General features: G+C 35.5%; 22 protein-coding genes. 3 read left to right on the top strand and 19 right to left on the bottom strand.

The features are described 5' to 3' along the window. Positions 1-59 precede the first annotated feature (59 nt). The 14 genes from purT to WCV66_RS15350 form a co-directional block, all read right to left on the bottom strand. Positions 60-1,217 (bottom strand): phosphoribosylglycinamide formyltransferase 2, encoded by a 1,158-nt coding sequence (gene purT, locus WCV66_RS15415; RefSeq protein ID WP_338785971.1) that lies wholly within the window; start codon positions 1,215-1,217, stop codon positions 60-62. A gap of 233 nt (positions 1,218-1,450) precedes the next feature. Further along, entirely contained in the window at positions 1,451-3,265 is a 1,815-nt protein-coding gene (locus WCV66_RS15410) for a LysM peptidoglycan-binding domain-containing protein (RefSeq protein ID WP_338785970.1), read from the bottom strand. Between the two features lie 161 nt (positions 3,266-3,426). Beyond that, positions 3,427-4,209, bottom strand: a complete 783-nt coding sequence (locus tag WCV66_RS15405) for an enoyl-CoA hydratase (protein ID WP_338785969.1) — start codon at positions 4,207-4,209, stop codon at positions 3,427-3,429. A gap of 16 nt (positions 4,210-4,225) precedes the next feature. After that, the gene (locus WCV66_RS15400; RefSeq protein WP_066339566.1) at positions 4,226-5,569 is read right to left on the bottom strand and encodes an acetyl-CoA carboxylase biotin carboxylase subunit; all 1,344 of its coding nucleotides are present in this window, start codon (positions 5,567-5,569) and stop codon (positions 4,226-4,228) included. Positions 5,570-5,587: 18 nt separating this feature from the next. Then, positions 5,588-6,727: an acyl-CoA dehydrogenase gene (locus WCV66_RS15395; protein WP_066339568.1), complete on the bottom strand. Its 1,140-nt coding sequence runs from the start codon at positions 6,725-6,727 to the stop codon at positions 5,588-5,590. A gap of 61 nt (positions 6,728-6,788) precedes the next feature. Then, positions 6,789-7,448 (bottom strand): CoA transferase subunit B, encoded by a 660-nt coding sequence (locus tag WCV66_RS15390; RefSeq protein ID WP_066339571.1) that lies wholly within the window; start codon positions 7,446-7,448, stop codon positions 6,789-6,791. 32 nt (positions 7,449-7,480) lie between these two features. Next, the gene (locus WCV66_RS15385; protein ID WP_066339573.1) at positions 7,481-8,170 is read right to left on the bottom strand and encodes a CoA transferase subunit A; all 690 of its coding nucleotides are present in this window, start codon (positions 8,168-8,170) and stop codon (positions 7,481-7,483) included. Positions 8,171-8,205: 35 nt separating this feature from the next. Then, positions 8,206-9,735 (bottom strand): acyl-CoA carboxylase subunit beta, encoded by a 1,530-nt coding sequence (locus WCV66_RS15380; RefSeq protein ID WP_338785968.1) that lies wholly within the window; start codon positions 9,733-9,735, stop codon positions 8,206-8,208. Positions 9,736-9,775: 40 nt separating this feature from the next. After that, on the bottom strand, positions 9,776-10,684 hold the full coding sequence (locus WCV66_RS15375; RefSeq protein ID WP_066339577.1) for a hydroxymethylglutaryl-CoA lyase: 909 nt from the start codon (positions 10,682-10,684) through the stop codon (positions 9,776-9,778). A 29-nt stretch (positions 10,685-10,713) separates the two neighbouring features. Continuing rightward, positions 10,714-10,926, bottom strand: a complete 213-nt coding sequence (locus WCV66_RS15370) for an acetyl-CoA carboxylase biotin carboxyl carrier protein subunit (RefSeq protein ID WP_066339583.1) — start codon at positions 10,924-10,926, stop codon at positions 10,714-10,716. Positions 10,927-11,403: 477 nt separating this feature from the next. Then, a complete protein-coding gene (locus WCV66_RS15365; protein WP_338785967.1) occupies positions 11,404-11,844 on the bottom strand; it encodes a YueI family protein in 441 nt (146 codons plus the stop codon). A 56-nt stretch (positions 11,845-11,900) separates the two neighbouring features. Next, on the bottom strand, positions 11,901-12,518 hold the full coding sequence (locus WCV66_RS15360) for a YitT family protein (protein ID WP_338785966.1): 618 nt from the start codon (positions 12,516-12,518) through the stop codon (positions 11,901-11,903). Between the two features lie 253 nt (positions 12,519-12,771). Then, a complete protein-coding gene (locus WCV66_RS15355; RefSeq protein WP_338785965.1) occupies positions 12,772-13,425 on the bottom strand; it encodes a hypothetical protein in 654 nt (217 codons plus the stop codon). Between the two features lie 245 nt (positions 13,426-13,670). Next, complete coding sequence (locus tag WCV66_RS15350) at positions 13,671-15,026, bottom strand: multi antimicrobial extrusion protein MatE (protein WP_066339595.1); 1,356 nt, start codon at positions 15,024-15,026, stop codon at positions 13,671-13,673. 264 nt (positions 15,027-15,290) lie between these two features. Between WCV66_RS15350 and WCV66_RS15345 the strand changes: the two genes are divergently transcribed. Next, complete coding sequence (locus WCV66_RS15345; protein WP_338785964.1) at positions 15,291-16,478, top strand: hypothetical protein; 1,188 nt, start codon at positions 15,291-15,293, stop codon at positions 16,476-16,478. A gap of 13 nt (positions 16,479-16,491) precedes the next feature. Here the strand turns inward: WCV66_RS15345 and WCV66_RS15340 are convergent, their stop codons facing one another. Together WCV66_RS15340 and WCV66_RS15335 are read right to left on the bottom strand one after the other, a co-directional pair. After that, a complete protein-coding gene (locus tag WCV66_RS15340; protein ID WP_338785963.1) occupies positions 16,492-17,358 on the bottom strand; it encodes a gamma-glutamylcyclotransferase in 867 nt (288 codons plus the stop codon). Positions 17,359-17,598: 240 nt separating this feature from the next. Then, positions 17,599-18,954 (bottom strand): arsenic transporter, encoded by a 1,356-nt coding sequence (locus WCV66_RS15335; protein WP_338785962.1) that lies wholly within the window; start codon positions 18,952-18,954, stop codon positions 17,599-17,601. 428 nt (positions 18,955-19,382) lie between these two features. Here WCV66_RS15335 and WCV66_RS15330 point away from each other — a divergent pair, with 428 nt between their 5' ends. After that, the gene (locus WCV66_RS15330; RefSeq protein ID WP_338785961.1) at positions 19,383-19,694 is read left to right on the top strand and encodes a Dabb family protein; all 312 of its coding nucleotides are present in this window, start codon (positions 19,383-19,385) and stop codon (positions 19,692-19,694) included. Positions 19,695-20,404: 710 nt separating this feature from the next. Here the strand turns inward: WCV66_RS15330 and WCV66_RS15325 are convergent. After that, positions 20,405-20,965, bottom strand: a complete 561-nt coding sequence (locus WCV66_RS15325; RefSeq protein WP_338785960.1) for a carbon-nitrogen hydrolase family protein — start codon at positions 20,963-20,965, stop codon at positions 20,405-20,407. Positions 20,966-21,419: 454 nt separating this feature from the next. Between WCV66_RS15325 and WCV66_RS15320 the strand changes: the two genes are divergently transcribed. Next, a complete protein-coding gene (locus tag WCV66_RS15320) occupies positions 21,420-21,947 on the top strand; it encodes a CBO0543 family protein (protein WP_338785959.1) in 528 nt (175 codons plus the stop codon). Between the two features lie 118 nt (positions 21,948-22,065). On the opposite strand, the gene WCV66_RS15315 is transcribed toward WCV66_RS15320, so the two are convergent. Continuing rightward, positions 22,066-23,163: a Gfo/Idh/MocA family oxidoreductase gene (locus WCV66_RS15315; RefSeq protein WP_338785958.1), complete on the bottom strand. Its 1,098-nt coding sequence runs from the start codon at positions 23,161-23,163 to the stop codon at positions 22,066-22,068. A gap of 69 nt (positions 23,164-23,232) precedes the next feature. Continuing rightward, positions 23,233-24,207, bottom strand: a complete 975-nt coding sequence (locus WCV66_RS15310; RefSeq protein ID WP_338785957.1) for a Gfo/Idh/MocA family oxidoreductase — start codon at positions 24,205-24,207, stop codon at positions 23,233-23,235. Between the last annotated feature and the right edge of the window lie 12 nt (positions 24,208-24,219).

Genomic DNA, 24,219 nt, shown 5'->3' with positions numbered 1-24,219 from the left:
CACAAAAAATCGATAACGGTGTCTAAACCTGCGCTTCCCTGGGAAATTAAATCTAATTGTTATTGTTTAATCGTTAAATAATCCAGAGCATTTTTAGCCTGTTTTTTTGCAATTTCAACAGTTTCTGCTGTAGATAAGGTAACTGCAATTCTACGACCAACTTTTGTTACAGGTTTTCCAAATACTCGCACCTGCGTATTTGTTACAGCTAGAGCTTGTTCTAATCCTTCGACTCGATATTCATTCATTTCTTCGATTGCTTTTAATGGGCGACTTGCGCCAGGTGTTACAAGCGTTATCTCAGGAATTGGAAAGCCCAATATAGCTCGAATATGGAGAGCAAACTCAGATAAATTTTGTGTCACTAGAGTAACTAATCCTGTATCATGCGGACGTGGGGAGACTTCGCTAAAATAAACCTTATCTTGAGCAAGGAATAGCTCTACACCAAATAATCCATAACCACCTAGCTCATCTGTAATCACCTGAGCAATTTTTTTTGCCTCTTGAATTTGTCCCTCAGTCATTTGATGTGGCTGCCAAGATTCAATATAATCTCCATCTTTTTGGATATGACCAATTGGTGCACAAAACTTTGTTCCATTAACCGCACGAACGGTTAACAGTGTGATTTCCGAATCAAATCGAATGAATTCTTCGATAATGACTCTTCCGTTTTGCACTCTTCCACCCTCCATTGCTATTTCCCAACATTTCTCAATCTCTTCTTTCGAGTGGCAAACACTTTGTCCTTTGCCTGATGAACTCATAAGTGGCTTAATTACGCACGGAAAACCAATGTTTCTTGTAGCTTGTTCAAATTCTTCATATGTATCAGCAAATTCATATTTTGCTGTTGGTAACTGTAATGTTTCTGCAGCAAGTCTTCTAATCCCCTCACGATCCATCGTTAGTTTTGCCGCTCGTGCAGTGGGGATCACTTGAAAGCCTTCTTCTTCTAATTTGATAAGTTCAGAAGTTGCAATTGCTTCAATTTCTGGAACAATTAAGTCAGGTTTTTCCTTTTCAACAATATCCCTTACTTCCTTCGGATCAAGCATATCGATAACATAGCTTCGATGTGCCACTTGCATTGCAGGTGCACCTTCATATCTATCAACAGCAATCGTCTCAACACCAAGACGTTGAGCTTCTATCATGACCTCTTTTCCTAATTCACCTGACCCTAGCAATAAAATCTTCTTTGAATTATACATGCTTCATATCCTCCTCTATCCATTTACCGATATTATAAACGAACAATCAATAAATCAAAAGCAATTTCATTCGTATTTTAAACCTTCATATCACAATTATATATGAATTTTCATTTGAAATATATCGATTAACCGTCCTTCGGTTGGTTATTTATCCAAAGTTCAAGAATTGTATTAAAAAACAAAAAAGACAGACAGGTACTTTCGAACACCGTGTCTGTCTAGATTAGTTTTCAGATAAAATTGAGTGTAGATCCTATCTTATTTATATGATCCATATCAGCCCATAAAATAAAGAATTGATAAATTGTACCCTGGATTTGAATAGGTTCTGGGTATTTAACAATTAATGCAGCCTGCCCCTTCATTTCCTGTGGCTGATCCTGAGAAGGGTAGATAAAACATGCATCTTGTGATTGAATATTGCTTTTATTTATTGTTGGTTGAGACCCATATGGCATCAATTGATGGAATGCTTCATTATGACATACCTCATCAATATTTGAACTACTGGAAATAGCAGAAATTTGGAAAAAGCCGTCTAGTCCTTCAAATCTTTCATCTCCAACTTGTTTCCAGCTTGCTGGATAGGTTAAGCGAACCTTATATACTTCGCTTATAAAGGTCTTCCACTGTTCGCTATTTTGTTTAGGAGACCATTGTAAGGAAGTGATCTGAACACCTTCAACTAAGCGAATTGGAGCTGGATGCTTAATATCTACCACCCACATTTCACTGGCAATTCCTTGTTCATTACAAGCGGAAAGGTAACCAATTTTTCTTCCATCAGGCGACCATGTGATCGGTGTTGCATAGCAATCTGATATAGCCCATGTCCGATCATTTTCTCCTTTTCTTTCGGAGGACCTAATTAAGGAAAAATATCCCCTATCTTCAAATGCTGTTGCACTATATGCAATATTTTTCGAATCTGGTGACCATTCAGGAAAGTAATTTTTCGCGAGTGGCCCTCCTTTTACTTCACTTGTTATTCCAGTTGAAATGTCAACAGTATGAACGATTGAAATACTCGCTCCTGGTGTTGTATAAAGAGCATATGCTCCATTAGGGGATAGACGAACATTATTTAGCCGTCCTTCTGTGTTCCTCGTAACTACCCGCATATCGTTTCCGTTTTTACGAATTCGGAAAAGTTGACTAGTGCCAGAGGAATCAGGTGCTTGAAATAATAATTCCTCACCGCTAGGAAACCACTCAACATCAGTTGCAGCAGGTGCGTTTATTCTCTCTACTTGATGTGTACTGATATCATACAAAACAATGTTCGCATTTTTAATATAAGCAAGCTGGTGATTATTTGGTGACCAGTCTAGATGGATACTTTCTCCTTTCTCAAACTGATCAATTTTAGCAATATCCCCACTATCTAGATTAATCAGATAAAGAATAGCGTTCTTTCCAACAAAAGCGATGTTTTTAGTATCCAATGACCAAACAGGAACAGAAAAACGATCACCTATACCATTTGTAAGCTGATCACTCTTTCCACTACTAGGGTTATATAACCAAATATCATCATGACCCCCTCGATTTGATGTATAAGCAATCAAACCACTTACAAGAGGTGGAGAGTACGGGATTTTCAGCTTCATTCCAGGGTAAATGACATCGCTTTTGAGCTGGTTAACTAACCGTATTGGTTCAGGATTGATGGTTCCCCCAACTACAACATTAAAACGTTTTGCAATTTGATAAAGCGTATCTCCTGGATAAACAATATAGTATGGAACGCCAGGTGGTATCTTAAGTAACTGACCTGGATGAATCATATAAGGAGGCTGAAGTGCGTTTTCTTCCACAATAACAGTTTGTGGAACACCATAAAATTGAGATAATTGAAAAATTGTATCACCTTTTTTAATCTGAGTAACATTGACACCAGGTGGAATCGAGAGCTGTTGACCGATATAAATTGTATAAGGTGGGAGTAAATGATTTGCAGCAATAAGGGAATCGACCGGTAGCTCCCATCTTGTCGCAATTTGATACAGCGTGTCACCAGAGCGCACGGTGTAAAATACTTGCATGTTAATCCCTCCTAAACAATCAATCTAATACTTTTTGTAGTTAGGTTGATTATAGATTTTGGGGATATCTTAAAAACGATTTTTTCTGTGACAAGTAAGTAAGAATATTCTCTATATCTTTAAAGTATATACATTTTCCAATCATGATTATTCCATTTTTATTATTCTCCAACAAAATTAGGCGACCGTTTTTCCTTAAATGCTTGGAGACCTTCTAAGCGATCTTTCGTTGGAATTGTTAATTCATACGAACTTTTCTCAATAGAAAGACCAGTATTAATATCTACTTCGTACCCTTTATCAATCGATAATTTTGCTTGTTCTACTGCAATTGGAGCATTCCTAACAATTAGATTGGCTAATTCTATTGCCTTATTTAACAAAGCTTCAGCCGGAACCACATATTCTACTAATCTAACTTCCTTTGCCTCTTTCGCATCAATTCTTTTAGCTGTATAGATTAATTCTTTTGCTTTCCCTTTTCCAATTAATCTTGGTAACCTTTGTGTTCCACCGGCACCTGGAATAATACCGAGCGAAGTCTCTGTCAAACCAAACTTCGCCTTTTCTGATGCAATTCGGATATCACAGGCCAATGCTAATTCTAGCCCACCACCAAATGCGCCACCATTCACGGCTGCAATGACCGGTTGTGGTAATGCTTCTAGTTCATTTATTGTTCTTCGTATCTTCTCAACTGTCCTTCGCACTTGAGTCATGTCCATTTCTGCTCTTTCTTTTAAGTCTGCCCCTGCGCAAAATGCTTTTTCACCAGTCCCGGTGATTATGATACAACGAACAGACTTATCGAATTTATATAAAAATATTGCTTCTTGTAATTCTTCTAACAAGTGAAGTGATAATGAATTTGCTACTTCTGGACGATTTAAAGTCATAATAGCAATTCCATTCATCACTGTAGAGATTAATACTGGTTTACTCATCCCTTCCCCTCCAAGTTCAATGTTTATTTATGAACTTATCAACAAAACTTGTAGTTGCTTGACCAGAAAGGAAAGCAGGATGAGCTACAACTTCTTTAAGCATTGGGATATTTGTTTTAATTCCTTGAATATGGTAGTTTACTAGTGCTTTTTGAAGAATATCAATCACATCATCGCGTTGCTTTCCACTTACAACTAGCTTTGCAATCATCGGATCATAAAAAGGTGTAACAACTGATTGGTCATGGATACCCAGTTCATGGCGAATACCTGGTCCCTTTGGTAAGTCTATTTTATTTATTTTTCCAGGTGATGGATAAAAGGTTTTGGGATCCTCAGCATAAATTCTCACTTCGATCGCATGACCTTCTCGTTTTATATCTTTCTGTGAAAAATCCAATGAACAGCCTGCAGCAATTTTTAGCTGCTCAGCAACTAAATCTAATCCAGTAATTTCTTCTGTAACAGGATGTTCTACTTGGAGACGTGTATTCATTTCTAGAAAAAAGAAGTTTTTATTCTCATCAACTAAAAACTCAAATGTTCCAGCGTTTTTATAGTCAATTGATTTGGCAGCTCTGACCGATGTCTCACCCATTTTTACACGAGTAACCTCGTCAAGAAACGGTGATGGCGCTTCCTCGACGACTTTCTGATGGCGTCGCTGTATTGAGCATTCACGTTCCCATAAATAAACAGTATTTCCAAATTGATCTGCAAGGATTTGAATTTCAATATGTCTTGGATTTTCTATATATTTTTCCACGTACATTGCTCCGTCACCAAAAAAATCGTTTGCCCGTTTTTGATTTCCTTCATACATTTTGAGGATTTCCGATGCATTCCTAACAATTTGCATCCCAATTCCACCACCACCTGCTGAAGCCTTGAGCATGACAGGGTAACCAATACTTTCCGCTACCTTCACCGCTTCTTCCGCATTTGCTAATGGATAGGAGATTCCTTCAACAACTGGTACACCAGCTTCCTTCATTGCTTTGCGTGCTTCAATTTTACTGCCCATCTGAGCAATAACATCAGGAGATGGACCAATAAACACAATTCCCAATGCCTCACAACGTCGAGCAAAATCAGCATTTTCAGAAAGGAGGCCATAGCCTGGGTGAATAGCCTCTGCCTCACTTAGTAGAGCCACTTCGAGAATTTTATCGATGTTTAAATAGCTCTCAGCTACTCTCGGACCACCTAGTAAACAAGCCTCATCTGCGATTTTGACATGAGGTGCATCTTTATCAGCTTGTGAGTAAATCCCAATCGTAAAAATCCCCAAAGACTTGCACGTCCGCATAATGCGCACTGCAATTTCTCCACGATTAGCGATAAGAACTCTTTTGAACATAGCTTTACTCCCTCCAAGTTAACAGCCTATTTGGCGTGCAATAACCATTCGTTGTACCTCTGATGTCCCTTCACCGATCTCCAATAGTTTTGCATCCCGGAAGAATCTCTCCACCTGATATTCCTTCATATAGCCATAACCGCCATGAATCTGTATCGCTTGATCACATACCTTCATACACATTTCTGATGCAAATAATTTTGCAATAGCTGCTTCCTTTTTAAATCCTTTTCCTTGATCCTTTAACCACGCTGCTTTATAAACCATATTTCGAGCTAATTCAATATTCATAGCCATATCAGCTAATTTAAATTGTATCGCCTGAAATGCTGACAAGCTTTTTCCAAATTGTTTTCTCTCTTTTGCATATTGGAGCGATTTTTCATAGGCTCCTTGAGCAATCCCAACAGCCATTGCTCCGATTCCAATTCTTCCGCCATCTAACGTAGCTAAAAACTGTTTATATCCATTTCCTTCTACACCAAGAAGATTTTCTTTGGGTATGCTAACATTTTCCAAAACTAGTTCAGCCGTATTTGAAGAATGAAGACCCATTTTTTCATAGCGATCATTAACAGTAAATCCATGTGCATTTGTAGGTACAAGGAAGGCGCTAATGCCATTAGTTCCCTTTGAACGATCGGTTACAGCTGTAATTGCAAGATATTTTGCATAACTTGCATTTGTAATAAAGCATTTTGAACCTGTTATTACCCACTGGTCACCATGTAGTGATGCAGTAGTTTGAGTCCCTCCAGCATCTGACCCTGCATTTGGCTCTGTTAGACCAAAGGCACCTAAATACTCCCCCGTACAAAGTGGTGTTAAATATTTCTGTTTTTGTTTTTCTGTACCAAATAAATGTATCGGTGCTGCTCCTAATGAAATATGAGCAGAATAGGTGATACCAGTAGAAGCACACACACGACTTAGCTCTTCTACTACGATTGCAAAACTGATTGTATCTGCTGCACTGCCACCATATTGTTCTGGAAAAGGCAAACCCATAATCCCAAGCTCTGCTAATTTTTCAAAGATCTCCTCTGGAAATTTAGCTGTTCGATCTCTAGCGTCTGCCTCGGGAGCAACTTCTTCTTCAGCAAAATCATGGATCAACTTACGAATCATTTCTTGTTCATTTGTCAAATCGAAATTCATCCTTTATCAATCCTTTCCTTAATCGCAATGAAAAGATTAAATCAGTTGACAATGTTTGTCTTTAAAAAGCATTTAATTTTACATGTTCATCTATGATCAAATCGGGCTCAGTCATTGCTTGAATATCTTCAACAGTAAACCCTTTTGCCACTTCGATCAGCTTCAGGCCTGAATTTGTAACATCTATAACAGCTCGATCTGTAATAATTCGATCTACTACACCTTTTCCAGTTAAAGGTAGCGAACATTGTTTTACTATTTTTGCTTGACCCTTTTTGTTTGTATGTTCCATGATCACAATGATTCGTTTTGCACCATGAACAAGGTCCATTGCACCGCCCATTCCCTTTATCATTTTCCCTGGAATCATCCAATTGGCAAGATCACCGGTCTCTGAAACTTCCATTCCACCCAAAATCGCAACATCAATATGCCCACCACGGATCATGGCAAAGGATTCTGTACTATTAAAATAACTAGCACCTCTTGCAGCAGTGACCGTTTCTTTTCCAGCATTTATCAAATCAGGATCCACTTCAGTTTTTGTAGGGTAAGGTCCAATGCCTAACAATCCATTCTCTGATTGAAGGACAACCTGTTTTTCTTCAGAAATATAGTTTGCTACAAGTGTCGGCATCCCAATTCCTAAATTCACATAATCTCCATCACGAATCTCACATTCCGCTTTTATAGCAATCTTTTCTCTACTATTCGAAGACATACTAGACCTCCTATTCACATAGTTTCATGCTTTTAATTACGAACAGTTATCCGTTCAATTCGTTTTTCTTGTTTTCCAACGACTAGTTTCTGAACATAGATACCTGGTGTATGAATTTGATTGGGAGGTAACTCACCAACATCTTCCAGTAATTCGACCTCAGCAATCGTTATCTTTCCAGCAGTGGCCATCATTGGGTTAAAGTTTTGTGCAGTTTTGTTGTAAATAAGATTTCCGAATTTATCAGCCTTCCAGGCGCGGATTATACTAAAATCAGCAGTAAGGGATTCTTCTAGTAAATATTCCTTGTTATTAAAGACACGGGTTTCTCGGTCCTGGCAAATCGGTGTTCCAACACCAGCTGGAGTAAAAAAGGCAGGAATCCCAGCACCACCTGCACGAATTTTTTCAGCCAATGTTCCTTGTGGAATTAGTTCAACCTCGAGTTCACCGTTTAATACTTGACGCTCAAACTCCTTATTCTCACCTACATAAGAAGAAATCATTTTTTTAATTTGTTTATTTTTCAATAATAAACCTAATCCCCAATCATCAACACCACAGTTGTTTGAGATCACTGTGAGATTTTTTACACCGGAATTACAAAGAGCTTTAATTAAATTTTCAGGAATTCCAACAAGTCCGAAACCGCCAACCATTATTGTTGCACCATCTTTTATTTCTCTTACTGCTTCTTCAAATGACGCTAAAATTGACTTCATACCATGGATACTCCTTCCTAATCATAAACTTTGGATTAAACTGGATAAACAGGGTGCTTTCGATGTGTAAATAATACATACTTAGACATATAAGTATCGAAACGTGTGAGTAGTTCGTTTCGAAGCGAATTTGCTGGGATGACACCGTCAATGATCATTTCTGATGCTAATCGATAAATATCGATATCTTTGCGGTACTCTTCTCGTTTTTGTTCGATGAATGCAGATCGTTCTCCCTCAGGTAATTCAGCAATTTTATTTGCATAAACCGCATTAACGGCAGCTTCAGGACCCATAACTGCAATTGAGGCACTAGGTAAAGCAAGGCAACAATCTGGTTCAAATGCTGGACCTGCCATCGCATAAAGTCCAGCACCATATGCCTTTCGAACTATAATTGATATCTTGGGCACAGTTGCTTCTGACATAGCAGAAATCATTTTTGCCCCATGACGTATAATCCCAGCTCTCTCCACCTTTGTTCCGATCATAAATCCTGGAATATCTGCTAGAAATAACAATGGGATATTAAATGCATCACATAATGTAATAAATTTTGCCGCCTTATCTGCAGAATCATGGAAAAGAACGCCACCTTTCATTCGCGGCTGATTGGCTACTATACCAATTGACTGCCCATTCATTCTACAAAACCCCGTAATTAATTCAGGAGCAAATAATTTTTTGATTTCAAAAAATGAATCTTTATCAATAATACGTTCGATTAAATCCATCATATTAAATGGGGCATTTTGATTTTTCGGGATGATTTCTTCTAGTGTTTTTTCAAAATTGTTAGGGGCTACAGCTTCTTTCATTGGTGGCTTTTCTGAAAAGTTGGCAGGAAAATATGATAGGTATTTACGGGCAAGCTTTATTGCATCTTCCTCAGAATCAGCTAATACATCACCACAACCTGATACGGAGCAATGCATCTTTGCTCCACCCATTTCTTCGAGGGAAACTTTTTCACCTATCACCATTTCAGCCATTCGTGGAGATCCTAAGTACATTGACGCATTTCCATTAACCATAATGACAACATCACAGAAAGCAGGGATATACGCTCCGCCTGCTGCAGAAGGTCCAAATAAAATGCAAACTTGTGGGATTTTTCCGGAAAGTTTGACTTGATTATAGAAAATCCTTCCAGCTCCTCGCCGACCTGGAAACATCTCAATTTGATCAGTTATCCGTGCACCCGCAGAATCAACGAGATAGATGAGTGGTATGCTAAGTTTTTCTGCCGTCTCTTGTATTCGGATAATTTTTTCTACTGTTCTTGCGCCCCATGAGCCTGCTTTAATTGTCGAGTCGTTAGCCATTATACAAACGGTTTGACCATTTACTTTCCCCATGCCTGTGACTACACCGTCTGCAGGCAAATGCTCCTCCATGCAATTTGCAAATAGAGCATCCTCCACTTGTAAACCATCATCAAAAAGGGATTCTAACCGCTCACGGACAAAAAGCTTTCCTTTCGTTGTATTTTTTTCATGGTATTTTGAAGCACCGCCTTTTTTAATTTTCTCTACTCGCTCTTGTAATGTTTTATCGAAAGACAACGTAGTTTCCCCCCTATATGTTCCTTTTTCATATAGATTGCTAGATTTTAATTTTCCCTTGGTTAGCTTGAATGTTATGACTTAACAATGGCCGACCAATTTTTTCTTGGATATATAATGCCGCTTTATCAAGCTTTTGTTTGTTAACACCAGTTAATACCCCCATCCCATCGAGCATGTAAAGAAGATCGTCTGTTGCAAGATTACCAGATGCTCCTGGTGCATAAGGACAGCCTCCGAGTCCACCGATGGAGCTATCTATTGTCGTTACGCCCATCTCAAAGGAAGCGATTACATTCGCAAGCGCTGTTCCTCGTGTATTATGAAAGTGCATAGCTAAGGACTTTGCAGGAAATTTTTTTAGTAATACAGTTAATACTTCTTGGACTTGTCTAGGATTCGCTACCCCAATTGTATCTCCAAGTGATAATTCACAAATTCCCATATCAAACAATTTCTCTGAGATATCTCCAATCGAATGAATCGATACATCGCCCTCATACGGACAACCGAACACGGTAGATATATAGCCCCGAACTGACTTTCCTGATGCATGTGCTTTCTTTACGACTTTTTCCAATACAGGGAATGTTTCTTCTATGGATTTATTAATATTTTTTTTATTATGAGTTTCACTGGCAGACATAAACACAGAAACTTCATCAATATCTGCTTCAATCGCCTTTTCAAGACCTTTTAAATTTGGAACAAGTGCAGCATATGTTACACCATCTACACGTTTTATTTTTTTCGCCACCTCCATAGCATCCGCTAATGTTGGAATCCATTTTGGGTGAACAAAAGAGGTAATTTCAATATACGTTAATCCTGTATGTGATAATTGATTGATCCAGCTGATTTTATCGCTTGTCGTAATAAATATTTTCTCATTTTGCAACCCATCACGTGGTCCAACCTCCTTAATCGTTACCGTTTCTGGCCAATTCATGCCATACCCCTCCGGTTTTTTTGACTATTTTACTCTAACTCAATTAACACATCACCATCGCTTACAAAGTCACCTTCATTTATTTTTATTTTTTTCACTTTACCACTTACTTCTGCTGCAATTGGAATTTCCATTTTCATTGATTCTAAGATTACAACATCTTGACCTTTTTCTACTTCATCTCCAGCCTGAACCAATAATCTCCAGACACTACCAGTCATATTCGTCACTATCGTGTTCATTCTCTTGCCTCCTTAAATATATCAATAAGAAAAAATATATACCTATTTATATACTATTCCATCTAAAAGCTACTTATAATCAACATTGAATTTTTGCATTATTTAGACTTTATATCAAAATTAAGAAACTTATCCTTTGTATGATTTTTAAAGGGAACAAAAAAAAGCCAACACGAAATCGCGTTGACTAATATTCTCAATCTATGATGTTTTCAAACCAGCTTATTCTTTATGGCGGCAGTTTTTGCAAACATTTATAAGTTGATTTGTTTCCGTTCTATGTGGATATAATAACTTAATTCCAGTCTTTCCACATAATGGACATTTACCTCGTCCATTTGAAGGTAATTTATATAAGCTTTTCCCCCGATACCTTTTGGCCATATCCATCCATCCCTATCTGTATTATCCTTTCTCTTTATTTAATGATGGGATGACATTTAAATTGTAGGCATTTATTTCGTTTGTACAAAAATATTAAAATAATTTTTTGAAAAAATGAATTAAGTGATGATCATCTTCTGGTTCTTCCTCAAACACATCTTTTTGTTTCTCTATGTAAATATCCTCTTTGTTTATTGCATAATCATATGCCAAAACTAGACCTAGTTCAGAATCATATTCTTTGTTTGTAGAAATTAAAAATTTCGTTCCGATTTGATTAGCTAGCTTAATATAATCTGACAAGTAGGTGTAATTCATTGTTCCGTTCAAAAACAACGTTGCTTCTTTATTTTTCTTCATTAATTCTTCAACTTCAATATATGTACCTTTTTCCCTTACTTGTAGTTTTGTCAAAACAACCAAAACACGTTCTCTTAAAGTGCCTAAAAATTTCCGTCTTTCATCTGGTTTTATTTCTCGTACACCGTGTATCCCTTGTTGGATATAGTCATCAATGTTTTCACTCAAGATCATTGCCCCCCATTTAGATTCTTTTCTAGAATTGTATTTATTTATAATAAATATTCATTTCAAATCGATTCATATCCATTTACCACTTCTAATTCCCTCGATTTAAGTGGTAACTTGTAGATAATATCTATGATCCTCGTTCCAATAAATTGACAAACTACTGCATACAAGATTATTGTCCAGTCAACAACTACTCCTGTTAAAACTAATAAACTTCCGTTAATCCAAAATAACGTCTTCCCCGGTGGAAGTCCTTTCGTTTTTGACAGAATTAAAGCCAAAATGTCCATCCCACCTGAAGATGCACCCATTCGAAATAATATTCCTATTCCTACACCAAAGATCAATGAACCTATAATTAGATCCAGTATAACATTTGAAATGGGCTGTTCAATTAAAGGGGAAATGAAATTGATTGTAGCAGAGGTTACTGTCACACAATACATGGTCCAAATTGCACTACTTTTTCCTAGCCACTTTACTGCAGCAACTAATAAACTCGCATTTAAGATCCAAAGTGTAAACGCAAACGGTAAATGCAATAAGTAATTTAACACTACACCTAAACTTGCAGCACCACCTGAAGGGATAAAGTGTGGGAATAAAAAGGTCGCCATTGAAACACCTTGTATTGTGGCAGCAATTCCGAGGATTATGCTTTTCTTAAGGATGTTCATCAAAAGATCTCCTTTATTTTGATAATTGTTAAGTAAGAGAACAAAATGGGTCAAATTTGTTCATGTTATATTTTTAAACAAAGATTCATCTATACAAATTATTTTAACATAACAGGATGAGAATATGATGATGTTGTAATTGCTAAAGAAATACCGTATTTATCGTTATATAAATCAAATACTGTTAAAAAATAGTAACAGGAAGTTTAATTTTCTATCCCATTTTTAGTCATTATTAGTACTTTATTTCCACCTACATAAAAGCTCTAACTTTATGATATGCAGATAGAAAAGTAGCTTTTGTTCGGGATTTCTTAGTTATTAAGTAGTTAACCGTATTGTCAATATATGAGTGCGGAGTGCAGTTACCCTCCCTTAATTTAACCGCAGGATATGAGTCTAAATCACCTTCATATATTAATTTAAGCTGCTTCGCTTCACTTAAATCCTGTGGAGTAACAAGGGATAGCGGCTTATCAACAAGGGAAATTCCATTATTACTTAATAGTGTCGCAACAAATTGAGAGCAAAAAAATGCATTTTTCCTTTCTATTTCAATATTTAAAACAACCCCTAATAATCCAATTAGGTTATATTTATAGTCCCGCTCACTAAGTTCAATTTTTTTTATATTTCTTTTTAGTTGGTAATATTCAAATTCCGTAACAGTACAACTATATATTGCACATTTTGCCTCCTTAAATAACTCTGTATGAATATCTTCTTTCACAAATCCCCCAATAAATGGATTCCTTACATTCTTTCGACCAAAACTATACATCTCATTAAGTTCCTCGTCAAAAGCAATCGATGCGTGATTTAAAGTACTCTTTGTGTAAAGCTTGATCATCCTTGTAAATAACGTACCTGTATCTGTTAGAAATATATACACTTGTTTGTTTTGCATAAAAGACCCTCCAAAAATGATTGAAGGGATACGTTTAATAACACTCATCATATACCGCGTTGAACAAAGAGCTATATGTTTGCTTTTTGCTCTAAATTCCCTTCTTTCTATATGATAACGAGTTATTAAATAGTGAATAACAAGCTAGAGGTTTAATTGCTACTAAGACTTAAGCAGTATATTACTTATCAGACCTTGTCTGCTTTTTACAACAAAAAAAGCCACCTAGCAAGGTAGCTTTTTTCTTATCCATTTACATATTTATTTTCCCGATGTTTCAATCCATTACTATGATTCAACTTTTTCTCCATTTTATAAATAATTAAAAACAACACGCATAATTCTGTTAGCATCCCAATTGATTGTGCCAAAGCACCTATCTTTCCGTTCCAATAAGGAAAAAGACTAGAGGTTATAACTAAAACTAAAAATGTAAAGATTAAATTGGTTGATTGTGATAGAACCATAACCTTTGTGCGCTTTCTTACCATTAATAAACCATTACAAAAGTCGATAAAAGGAAAGACTAGTGTCATTAAGATAAAAACTTTTAAACTATCCAAACTTGCGTTAACTAAGCGTTCATTTGCACCTAAAAGATGCTCAATAAAAAATGCCCCTAAAGGAGAGTAGCAAAACAATGCTAATATCCCAGTAGGAATGAACCCCATCATTAAAGTGAATTTTTGAACCTTTTGAGGATGTTCTTTATAAAAAGTTAGAACAATTTGATGTGTATAGGTGAAAAAACTTAAGAATAATTGTGTAATACTTAGAGCAATTGCATATGACGCTATTGCTAATTCAATTTCATGTGTTTTACCTAAAAAAGCATTTATTATTGGGCCAACCATGACGATAATTAAAGATGAGAGAATCAAAGGATTGTAAAAATTAAATATTTGGGACTTTTTTGTAATATTATGATTTACATCATCCTTAACCATCTTTTTGACTAATATTCGCCCCTCTATAAAACTAACTAAACTTTCTATCACCATTCCCGCTAAAAAAATATATGCTCCTGTTTTTGCATTTATATTGCCAGTGTTAATAAATACGATGGATAATATATACATAACAACTAACCTAACGACCATACCAATGGTTAGCCATTTCGTTTGCCTATTTAAAATAATAACCCCTTGGAATAGACACCGAATAGCTGAAAAAAAGGTTACAATGATTAGAATTTGATAGACATCCACAATATGTGCAGTCATTTCCGTATCAGCACCAAAAAAGGTAGAAAAAATCCACTTACCTACCGGAGTATAGGCTAGGATACCTGCCACCATCATTAAACCTGTTAAAACATAGGCAGCTACCGTCGACATCACTTTAAATGATACTTTGTCACGAACTAGCGCTGAGCAGGCGTTCCGTAATAAAACACCTAGACGTTCTGTTATTCCAAATAAGCTCATAGCAATTACATAACTAGCAATAATAACCTCAGCGTTCTCACCTCTTGTTAAAGTCCCATTAATAATCATGTGAGAAAACGTAACTAAGCTAGCTGATAATCCTAAAGGGATAAAGAACCATAGGATCTTTTTGGTCGATAGCCCTTGTTCATCATGATCAATAATATTTCCCATCTCCCTTGTTTAATTAAAAATGTCAATCTTTTTTTACTTTTATAACTTAATGCTTCTATTATCTGATTTTACCAAAGTGTGAAAGCGCATTCTATAATAATATGATTATTTTTTATTTTTATTATTAATAAATTAAAATAAGAGGGTTTACGCTAATATATTAAGTTAAATATATTTTTTATACATATGTATTCAAGAAGGATTTGAAAGACATTATCACGAAAATCAATGTTAATAAACATGATTAAAAAAGGAGTAAATTCTATGAAGTTAACAGGCGAGATGAAACAATTACTAATGATGTGTGCAAGTGCTATGATTATATTTGTCTATATTGGAATCTTTGTCAATTTGTATATTTGGGAACGTAATCATGATTTATTTGATGTTGCTTGGTATAATATTTGGATGGTCTTTTCGTCAGCATTCTGTTATTCATATGCAACAAAGCAATTAATCAATCATTCCATCAAAACATTAGTCCGATTAAGTGCTTTTTTTGGTGCTATTTCGTTTTTATTATTATCAGGCTTTCATCCTGAAAATGAGTTAGTTGGAATTGTAATGTATGCGTTACCAATCGGAGCGATGATGGGTTCTTATTGGGGTGGTATGAATATCATGCTGTCGGTTTATGGAAAAGGAAAAGAATTTGTTATTTTTTTCTCCGTATTTGCAATCGTTGGCCAGATGATCTCAATTAGCATTCCTCTTCTCTCTGCCGCAATCATCGAGCTAGTGGGTTTTATTGGTAGCTTTTTACTCATGCTAATTTTTGTATCACTCATGTTTATTATGTCATTTCGTATTCCAAACTTCACTTTAAAAAATGTAGATGAACGAATTTCCTTTAGAAAAGTATTTTCGTTTAGAAATGTTGCTACAAAACGAATGAAACTAATGTTAAAAACAACTTTTTTTCATGGTGTTGTTATGATGTTTCAAAATCTTTTTGTGCTTATCTTTACATTTCAAATTACAGAAAATGAATGGCTTATTGCATTATTAAATATTGTGTATACATTCTCATCGATCATCGCATTAAAATTATTTAATAAAATACAAACAATTTCCTATAAAAACTGGTTGAGGATTGGTATGACACTAATATCAATTGGATTTATTTGTGCAATAATTGGAGGATCGATTTTACTTATTATATCCAACATTTGTACTACTTTCGGTTTATTTTATGTTAATACGATTATATTTTCCGGTCAATTATCAGTACTCCAAAACGAAAATATATCCAAAAAGGTTAGTTTCCTGTTTTGGAGAGAGTGGATGTTTTTCATTTCCCGATTCCTTGTCATAGGTACTCTTTTATTTGTAGATCTTTCTGGACCACTCTTTTACATTCTCATGACGTTTGTAGTAATTTGTGGCTTTAGTATTCCATCTGTATTCCCAAATAAAAACAAGTCAATGAAAACTAAAAAGGCAATTGCTTAAGTTTTCAAGCATCTTAAATCGATACAATCATATTGAATTTTTTATATAATTCATCTTTAAGCTTCTCAAAATATTGATCACTAACAAAACCCTTTGCTCCACGTAAAATCTCCCTTGCATAGTGCTCTGGTGGAGCTGTTTCTTCATTTTTATCAATAACAAGGAAAGTTAAAACGTTGGTGTAAGTCTTCCCATTCATTTCAATATCTATAAAAGCAGGGCGGTATATTTTTGCTTGAACACCTTCACGACGATACAAATAGCTCAAGCATTCTTTTGTTATTTTATAAACCTTCCCTTCAACAGTGTTTTTAGCTTCAATAATATCTGCTCTTCCACCATCGCTTGACTTACGGGTATAAGCTAAAGAAAAGCCGTGTGCCTTTCCACATCCTTTTACAAGTTTAAATAAATGATCCACTTTTGATTTTCTAAATCGTTCGTCATCCATACATGACCCGTATGCAAAATATAAGAGATTATCATTATTCAAATATCTATGACACTTCCAATCTCCGTAAGGAATATGAGTCATTTTCTCCTGTGTGTTCTTATATATATAAACAAAAACATTGTCATAACGAATAAGATCAGTGAAGACTGATTGAATAATTCTGTCATAGAGATTGCTTTTGTTTTCACCTCTATATCCTTCCAACACATCTAGTGTTTGAAGTTGTTCGTATGATATTTCATATAATTCACCATAAACACGTTGCAAAGGATCACAACACATTGCAGGATAACCTTTTCCTGTGTCGTATAGTATCCCAGATGTCCAGCAATGTCTAGCTAAGCATTTTGCTCCCCTCAATAAATGTTCATTTTGTTCATACTGGCGGAGAGTTCCATACACAAAGACAAGAATTTTCCGATGCATACTTTTGCCTCCTAAACAATGCTCACAGTTCAGCTTGCTTCTTCCTTCATTCATGAAATACATATTTTAATCAGACTCCGATTATGACAAAGATGACTAGATAATCGTAAACCCTTGTAATCAAAATTAAGCAAGAGGCTTTCTACGATATCTAGTCATACCATGTTCATAACCTTGTAAACGCAATCCAAATAAAGGAATATAACGTTGTCATTCCACCCTTGTAAACACCACATTTTCTTAGGCGAAGACCATTTGTACCCAATAATAAAGGAGAAACAATGTTACAACAGTTGTTAGTGGAATAACTAAAATTGACACCTGTAAATAATCCTTCCATTTTACTTTAATTTTATTTTCCCTTAATATATGCATCCAAATTAGTGATGCGAGTGTTCCAATTGGTAATAGTAAGGAACCAATATCACTACCGATGATATTTGCCAGATAAATAGTCTTTAAAGTAATAGGGTCTAATCCCATTTCAGTTAACGTTATTGTGCCAATCATTAAAGCAGGATGATTGTTAAAGATATTAGATAATATCGAAACCAATCCACCCATAATAAAGCTTGCTTGGAATAGTCCCTGATTTATAATTGGTTCACATATTTCAACAAGCAAGGCCGTTAATCCAACATTATGAAGCCCATATATTATGACATACATCGAAAAAGCAAAAAGGAAAATATGCCAAGGTGTCTTCTTTAAAATATCTACTGGATTTGTACGTAGGTAATACCATCTCCATATAAGTAAAACCACAGAACCTAATACTGCAATAAATTCAATAGGTATACCCAGATAAGAAGCAACAAAAAGGAGGCAACGAATCAAAAGGACAAATGATAAAATATTCATCATTAATTTTGTCCGTTTATATTTTGTTTTAACAGAAATTGACCCTTTGAGCGGGTGAAAATGTTTTGTAAAAAATACATTCTCTAAATCATATGACTCCTCAGGTAATCGCTTCGGTATCTTTTTCCTTACTACGAAAAACATTAACCACGACATAAATAGCAAACCTAATATTGCTGGCACAAACATCATCGCTGTTTGCGTATAAAGTGTCATATGAACAAGCTCTAAACCTATTAGATTGACAATATTACTTACTCCGATTGGCGTGCTAGATGCAGTCGCAATCAATGCACCACTTAAAAGGTAGGGGATTTGCTGATGTGGTTTTAAGCGAAGATTTTTTAAGAGTAAAATCAAAATTGGAGTTGTAATTAATATGCTTCCATCATTATTAAATAAAAGCGTCATCAAAAAGCATAATAGTTGAATATACCAGTAAAGACGATAACCTGACCATTTTGCTAATCGTACAAGCCGTGCGGCTGCCCAATGAAAAAAACCGAAACTTTCTAAAATAACAGCCATCACGATTGTTGCAATAATTGTAATCGATGCTCCACCAATTTTATTCAAAATATCTAAAATGTCTACATGGGATACAATGCCTGTCAGTATAATAATCGCAGCACCGATTGTTGCAGGCCATGCTTCATTTAGCCCATTCGGCCTCCAAAATATGACTAGCATTGTCATCACAAAAACAAATACAGTCACTCCAATTTCAAAAGTCATTTACGATGCTCCTTTCTTTTTATATAGAGAATATCATCGTTGCTTTCTTCATGTCTTAATCCCTATATTTATATTCAAACCTATGTCAAATGGATTAGATATTAAAGTAGATTTCTATAAATGTACGAATGGCTTTATGGTAGAAACACCCTGTAGAGATACTAGCTGATTGTGTACATTCAACTAGTAAACAAAGTTCCAGATGAAGAAAAGAAGAAAATTAAATTAAGACCTTATAGAACAATTGAGGATATGAAAGGTTTCTTTTTATTAAGCGAAATATCACCATCTAAGGAATTAGTTTCAATAGATCACTTTTTATGAAGTGATTTTTGTTAAAGCACTTTTAAATCAATTGCAATCGCTTACGTGAAAGTTAATAATATAAGAGAAATGGAAAATAGTTAGTTAGTAAAGGAGAGATGGAAATGGTATCTGGTAGAATTAGACATATTGCTATCTTCACATTAAAATATCCAGTTGATTCAACTGAAGCAGAGAATTTCTTGGCTGATGGAGCGCATATTTTAAGTGCAATACCAGTAGTAGAGAATTTTGAGGTTTTACGTCAAGTGAGTTCAAAAACTGACTTTGATTTTGGCTTTTCAATGGAGTTTACGAACCAAGAAGCTTATGATACATACAATCTCCATCCGAATCACAAAGCATTTGTTGAAGAAAGATGGAAAAAAGAAGTAGAGAGATTCCAAGAAATAGACTTTATGAAGCAAGATTTTTAGATTTGTTCCATATAAGATAAACAAAATTTCAGGGCGTTCGTTTATTGACGTAACGTAGAAAAAAAGATCTCTACGTATCAGATAGAGTAAGACTTCTATCATAGGGGATTGTCTTCATCCACCCCTATGATAGATAAAAGAGATACTTCTCATACTTTTACGGGCGGTTGTCATTTACTGCAAGTTAAGGAGCTACAAAAGAAACACGAAGTGCAACAAGCATTCGATTGTGACTAGCGAATAAGGAGTGTAAAGTTCAATAGGAGCTGGACTCTTAAACTGGATGTCAAAGCGCTTATCCTTTGTATCATAATCTAATGCTACTTTTGTTCAATAAAAAAGTGCATTACCCCCAAGCATCGCATCTGTATGTGGAACATCAATAATATTATTTAGTGCTTGAAATTTTATTATCGCTTGTTACTAACTCAACTGTTACTTAATGAATAATTCTTCACACGCTCTGTAACTTAGAAAAAGCTCTTTTTAAAAACTAATTAAAAATACCTAAATTATATATTCAACTTCAAAGTCAGGTGAAATTAAATCCATTTTTTCTAAATCCCAATAAAAAGTTAAAATAGCAGATTGTTTTGATTTATGCGAAAGGAGACGTTTACCATTCTTAATAATCAGACTTTCAGCTTCCCAAAAGGTAACTGACTCGTCTTCTCCAGTACGATTACAAACAAATAAAAAAAGTCCAGTATCTATCGATCTTTGTTCCCACTCACCGTTTGGTCCGTGTAGCCCTGGACCCAGGCTGACGGGGCAATTAGGATCTCTGCTCCTTTGGCTAAGAATTTGTCTGCAATATTTTTATTGTAGGCATCTGCACATATTAAAACACCAATTTTAACATTCCCCATATCTATTGGTTCAATGAAAGCACCAGAAGTAGACCAATCATCTATAATACTTGTGATTTTCCTTTGTTTTCCTATTATATTACCACCTCGGTCTATTACAAATACTGAATTATAAAGTTCTCCACTCTCTGACTTTTCAGGACAACCAAGAAATACATTAGTATTCAATGACTGAACCAACGATACAAAGTTTAACATCCATTCATCGGGTTGCTGCATTATCCACTTAGTTCCTATCTTTTGAGAGAATTGCAAGCCACTAACTGCTAATTCGGGAGTTATAATCCAATCTACATTTTGATCAGCCGCTCGTTTAACTGCTTTTTCAATAAGACTTTGATTCTTTTTTATATCACCTGCTATTGGTAGCAAGTGCAATAAAGCTACTTTTAATTTACTCAAATTAAATCACCCTCTTAGATTTTAAAATTAGGCTGTTTTCGCAAACTTTGTTGCTTTTAAAATAGTATTGGATTGGTTGATTGGCGCTCCAGGATGCTCGCTTTCCGTGGGGCGGGCGATGAGCCTCCTCAGCGCAAAGCGCCTGCGGGGTCTCATCTGTCCCGCTACTCCCACAGGAGTCTCGCACCTTCCGCACCAATCAACCTAATCAGTTTTGTTTAAATACAACAATCTTTTAGAAAAGAGCCTAAAATTAAAATTAGTTAATTTTGTTTCTTTTTCTAAGTAATAATAACTCTAACAAAATTAATTGAACTATTCTTCTACAAGCTCATTAGATGAGCTAAAAAGATTAAAAATAGTAAAACAGTATCTCTACTAATTGATAAATCAAGAAATTGTTTTACTGATAATATTTTTAAAAAAGGATAACTTATTTATAGGAGGTGCTTATATGAAGGACAGGACAATATTGAACTTATTGACTACATTTGGAATAGGTGCAAGTATAATTTTTTTATTACGAAGAAAAGGCGACTTAAAGGACTGGTTTCTTATTTATTTTATTAAAACTTTAGTTTCGACTGTATTTGATGGACCAGTAATAAAGACAAAATATTTGCAATATCCACATCGCTATCTCCCTAAATTGTTCGACTCAAACATTGTGTTTTTATATATATTATTTCCTTTATCATGTGTCATGTATAATCAATTTACTTATAATATGAAACCGTTAAAAACTATCGTAAGTGTTTTCCTTTTTAGCGGACCAATGACACTTTTTGAGAATTGGCTTGAAAAGAATACCAATTTAGTGAAATATAATAAGGGTTGGAATAGCTATATTACATTAATTGTTCTTTCGTTTACTTTTTTGCTTGTTAAAGGATGCATTGAGGGAATTCGTTTCTTAGATAAAAATATTCACAATCCCTCAATTGCTACAGAAAAAAGGAATCTGCAAAATAAGTTTGAATAGATCTTTGTTGAGCTGTAGAATCAATAAAAAACACCTATCAAATTCTACAATTTGATAAGTGTTTTTTATTGATTGCGATTTTAAGATACCAGTTAACACGTCTTCTATTTTACAACTATTAAGAACTTATACTAAACTCAGGGATGCTAATATTCACTTCACTGCCTTGTTCTGAAGAGCGTAAAATCCCATCAATAATCGCTTGATTAATCACGATTTGATCTCCAGGAATTGGTGCAGGTTTTCCTTCCTTGATTGAAACAACAAAATCACGTACCTTCTCATAGAAAATATTGAGTTTATGTTCTTGGACCGGAATACTTGTTTCCACATGGTGACCTTTTATGTCATGGAATAAGTTAATGGACCCAATTCCACCATCCCAAACTCCACTCCATGGACCACTTCCAGCAGGCGTTAGCTTCAAGCCGGCGTCAGAACCGAGGAACAATGTTGGTCCTAGAGAATCCATATGCATTGCCCAAGATATTTTAAAGTTTAAAACGATTCCACCTTCCAAACGAATCATCGCGACGCCAAAATCCTCGACTTCAAATTTATCCGCTTCACGATGATAGATTGGATTTGTTCCAAAATGATTGGAAGTATAGGCCGAAACTGTTAAAGGCCTTGGATAGCCAAGTGCATTTAGAGCCAAGTCTAACGAATAACAGCCGATATCCGCCATTGCTCCAGCACCTGCTAAACTTTTATTAATAAAAGTGCCTCCTGGCATCCCACGTCGTCTTCCTCCACCTGTTTGAACATAATAAACATTCCCTAATTGTCCAGACTGAACAATTTCTTTTACTGCTTGCATATTAGGATCATATCTTGGTTGGAAACCTACTGAAAGTATTTTACTAGTCTTGTGAGAGGCTTCTACCATTTCAATTGCCTGATCAAGAGTAACTGCCATCGGCTTTTCAACTAGAACATGTTTTCCGGCATATAGAGAATCAATACTAGTGTTATGGTGTGCAACATTTGGTGTACATACACTAACACCATCTATATCCATTTTAAGTAGCTCGAGATGATCATCAAACCCTTTGGCATCTTTTAAATCCAATTGTTCAATAAATTGATCTGCTTTACCTGGGATCACATCAGCAACAGCTACAATTTTGACATCAGGCATTTCCTTATAGGCTCTAACATGTGCAGCTGCAATACCCCCACTGCCAATAATTCCTATGTTAATCGTATTGGACATATTCGTACCTCCTAATCTCGTTTATACCGTTTTAATATTGACAATGTAAGTTTAACGAAACATTGCCGTTTATTTAATAGAAGTAATTGGTTTATATCCGGCAACTTGATAAATTTTTTCAGTTAGCCTTACCACTTCTTTTGCGAAATCTCCTGGTACCATTACATCATGAACCCCTAGAATTGAATCGATAAAACTCTTATCTGAATTTGTCGTTTGTTGAGGTAGTTTAGGGATTATTGGTTCTTTTCCTAACTGACGAAGAACCATCTTTCCATTATCATAAAAAATCGCTCCCTTTTCCCCACAAAAAACATATGTTTCATGCCAACATGGAGCATTCCCCACAATATTTAGCCCTGCAACAACATTATTTTCAAAACGAATCGATGTAAAGGAATCTTGCTCTACTGGGGTATGATGCTGCTCCAGTTTTGATTCAACCTCGATTGGTTTTAATCCAGTGGTCCATAAAAGCACATCAATAATATGACTCCCAGAATCCATGAGCATACCGCCCCCAGATAACGAAGGATTTTGCCTCCACGTTCCAACGGTTAAATGTTTCCAATCCTGATATAAAGAAGCAGTTACAGATGTAAGATTTCCAATTTCACCGTTTGAAATCGCTTCACGAATGTAAAGAAATGCTGGTTCAAAATGTCTTTGATAAGATACTTGCAGTACTTTGTTCGCATTTTTTGCCATGTCGATTAGTTGTTCTGCCTCTTCTAGCGAACAAGCCATCGGTTTTTCAATCAAAACATGACAATTATGGTTAATTGCATCCACCACTTGTTGAAAATGTAGGGTATGTGGTGAACAAATTAATACCGCATCCAGTGGGATGTTTTCTAGCATGTCAAGATGATCATCAAAGCTAGTGATATTTTCAAGGTTATACCTATTAATTAATGTTTCTCTGTTAATAGAATTTGGATCAGCAACTGCTACAATCGTAGCATTCTCTAATTCTGCCAATTGACTTACATGCAAATGTGAAATACCACCTGTGCCTATTAAACCAACTCTAACCTTTTCCATTTATATCCCTGC

The sequence above is a fragment of the Metabacillus rhizosphaerae genome (assembly GCF_037201795.1).
Taxonomy (GTDB): Bacteria; Bacillota; Bacilli; order Bacillales; family Bacillaceae; genus Metabacillus; species Metabacillus rhizosphaerae.
The sequence above is the reverse complement of the archived record's forward strand: the minus strand, read 5'-3'. Positions and strand labels throughout refer to the sequence as shown.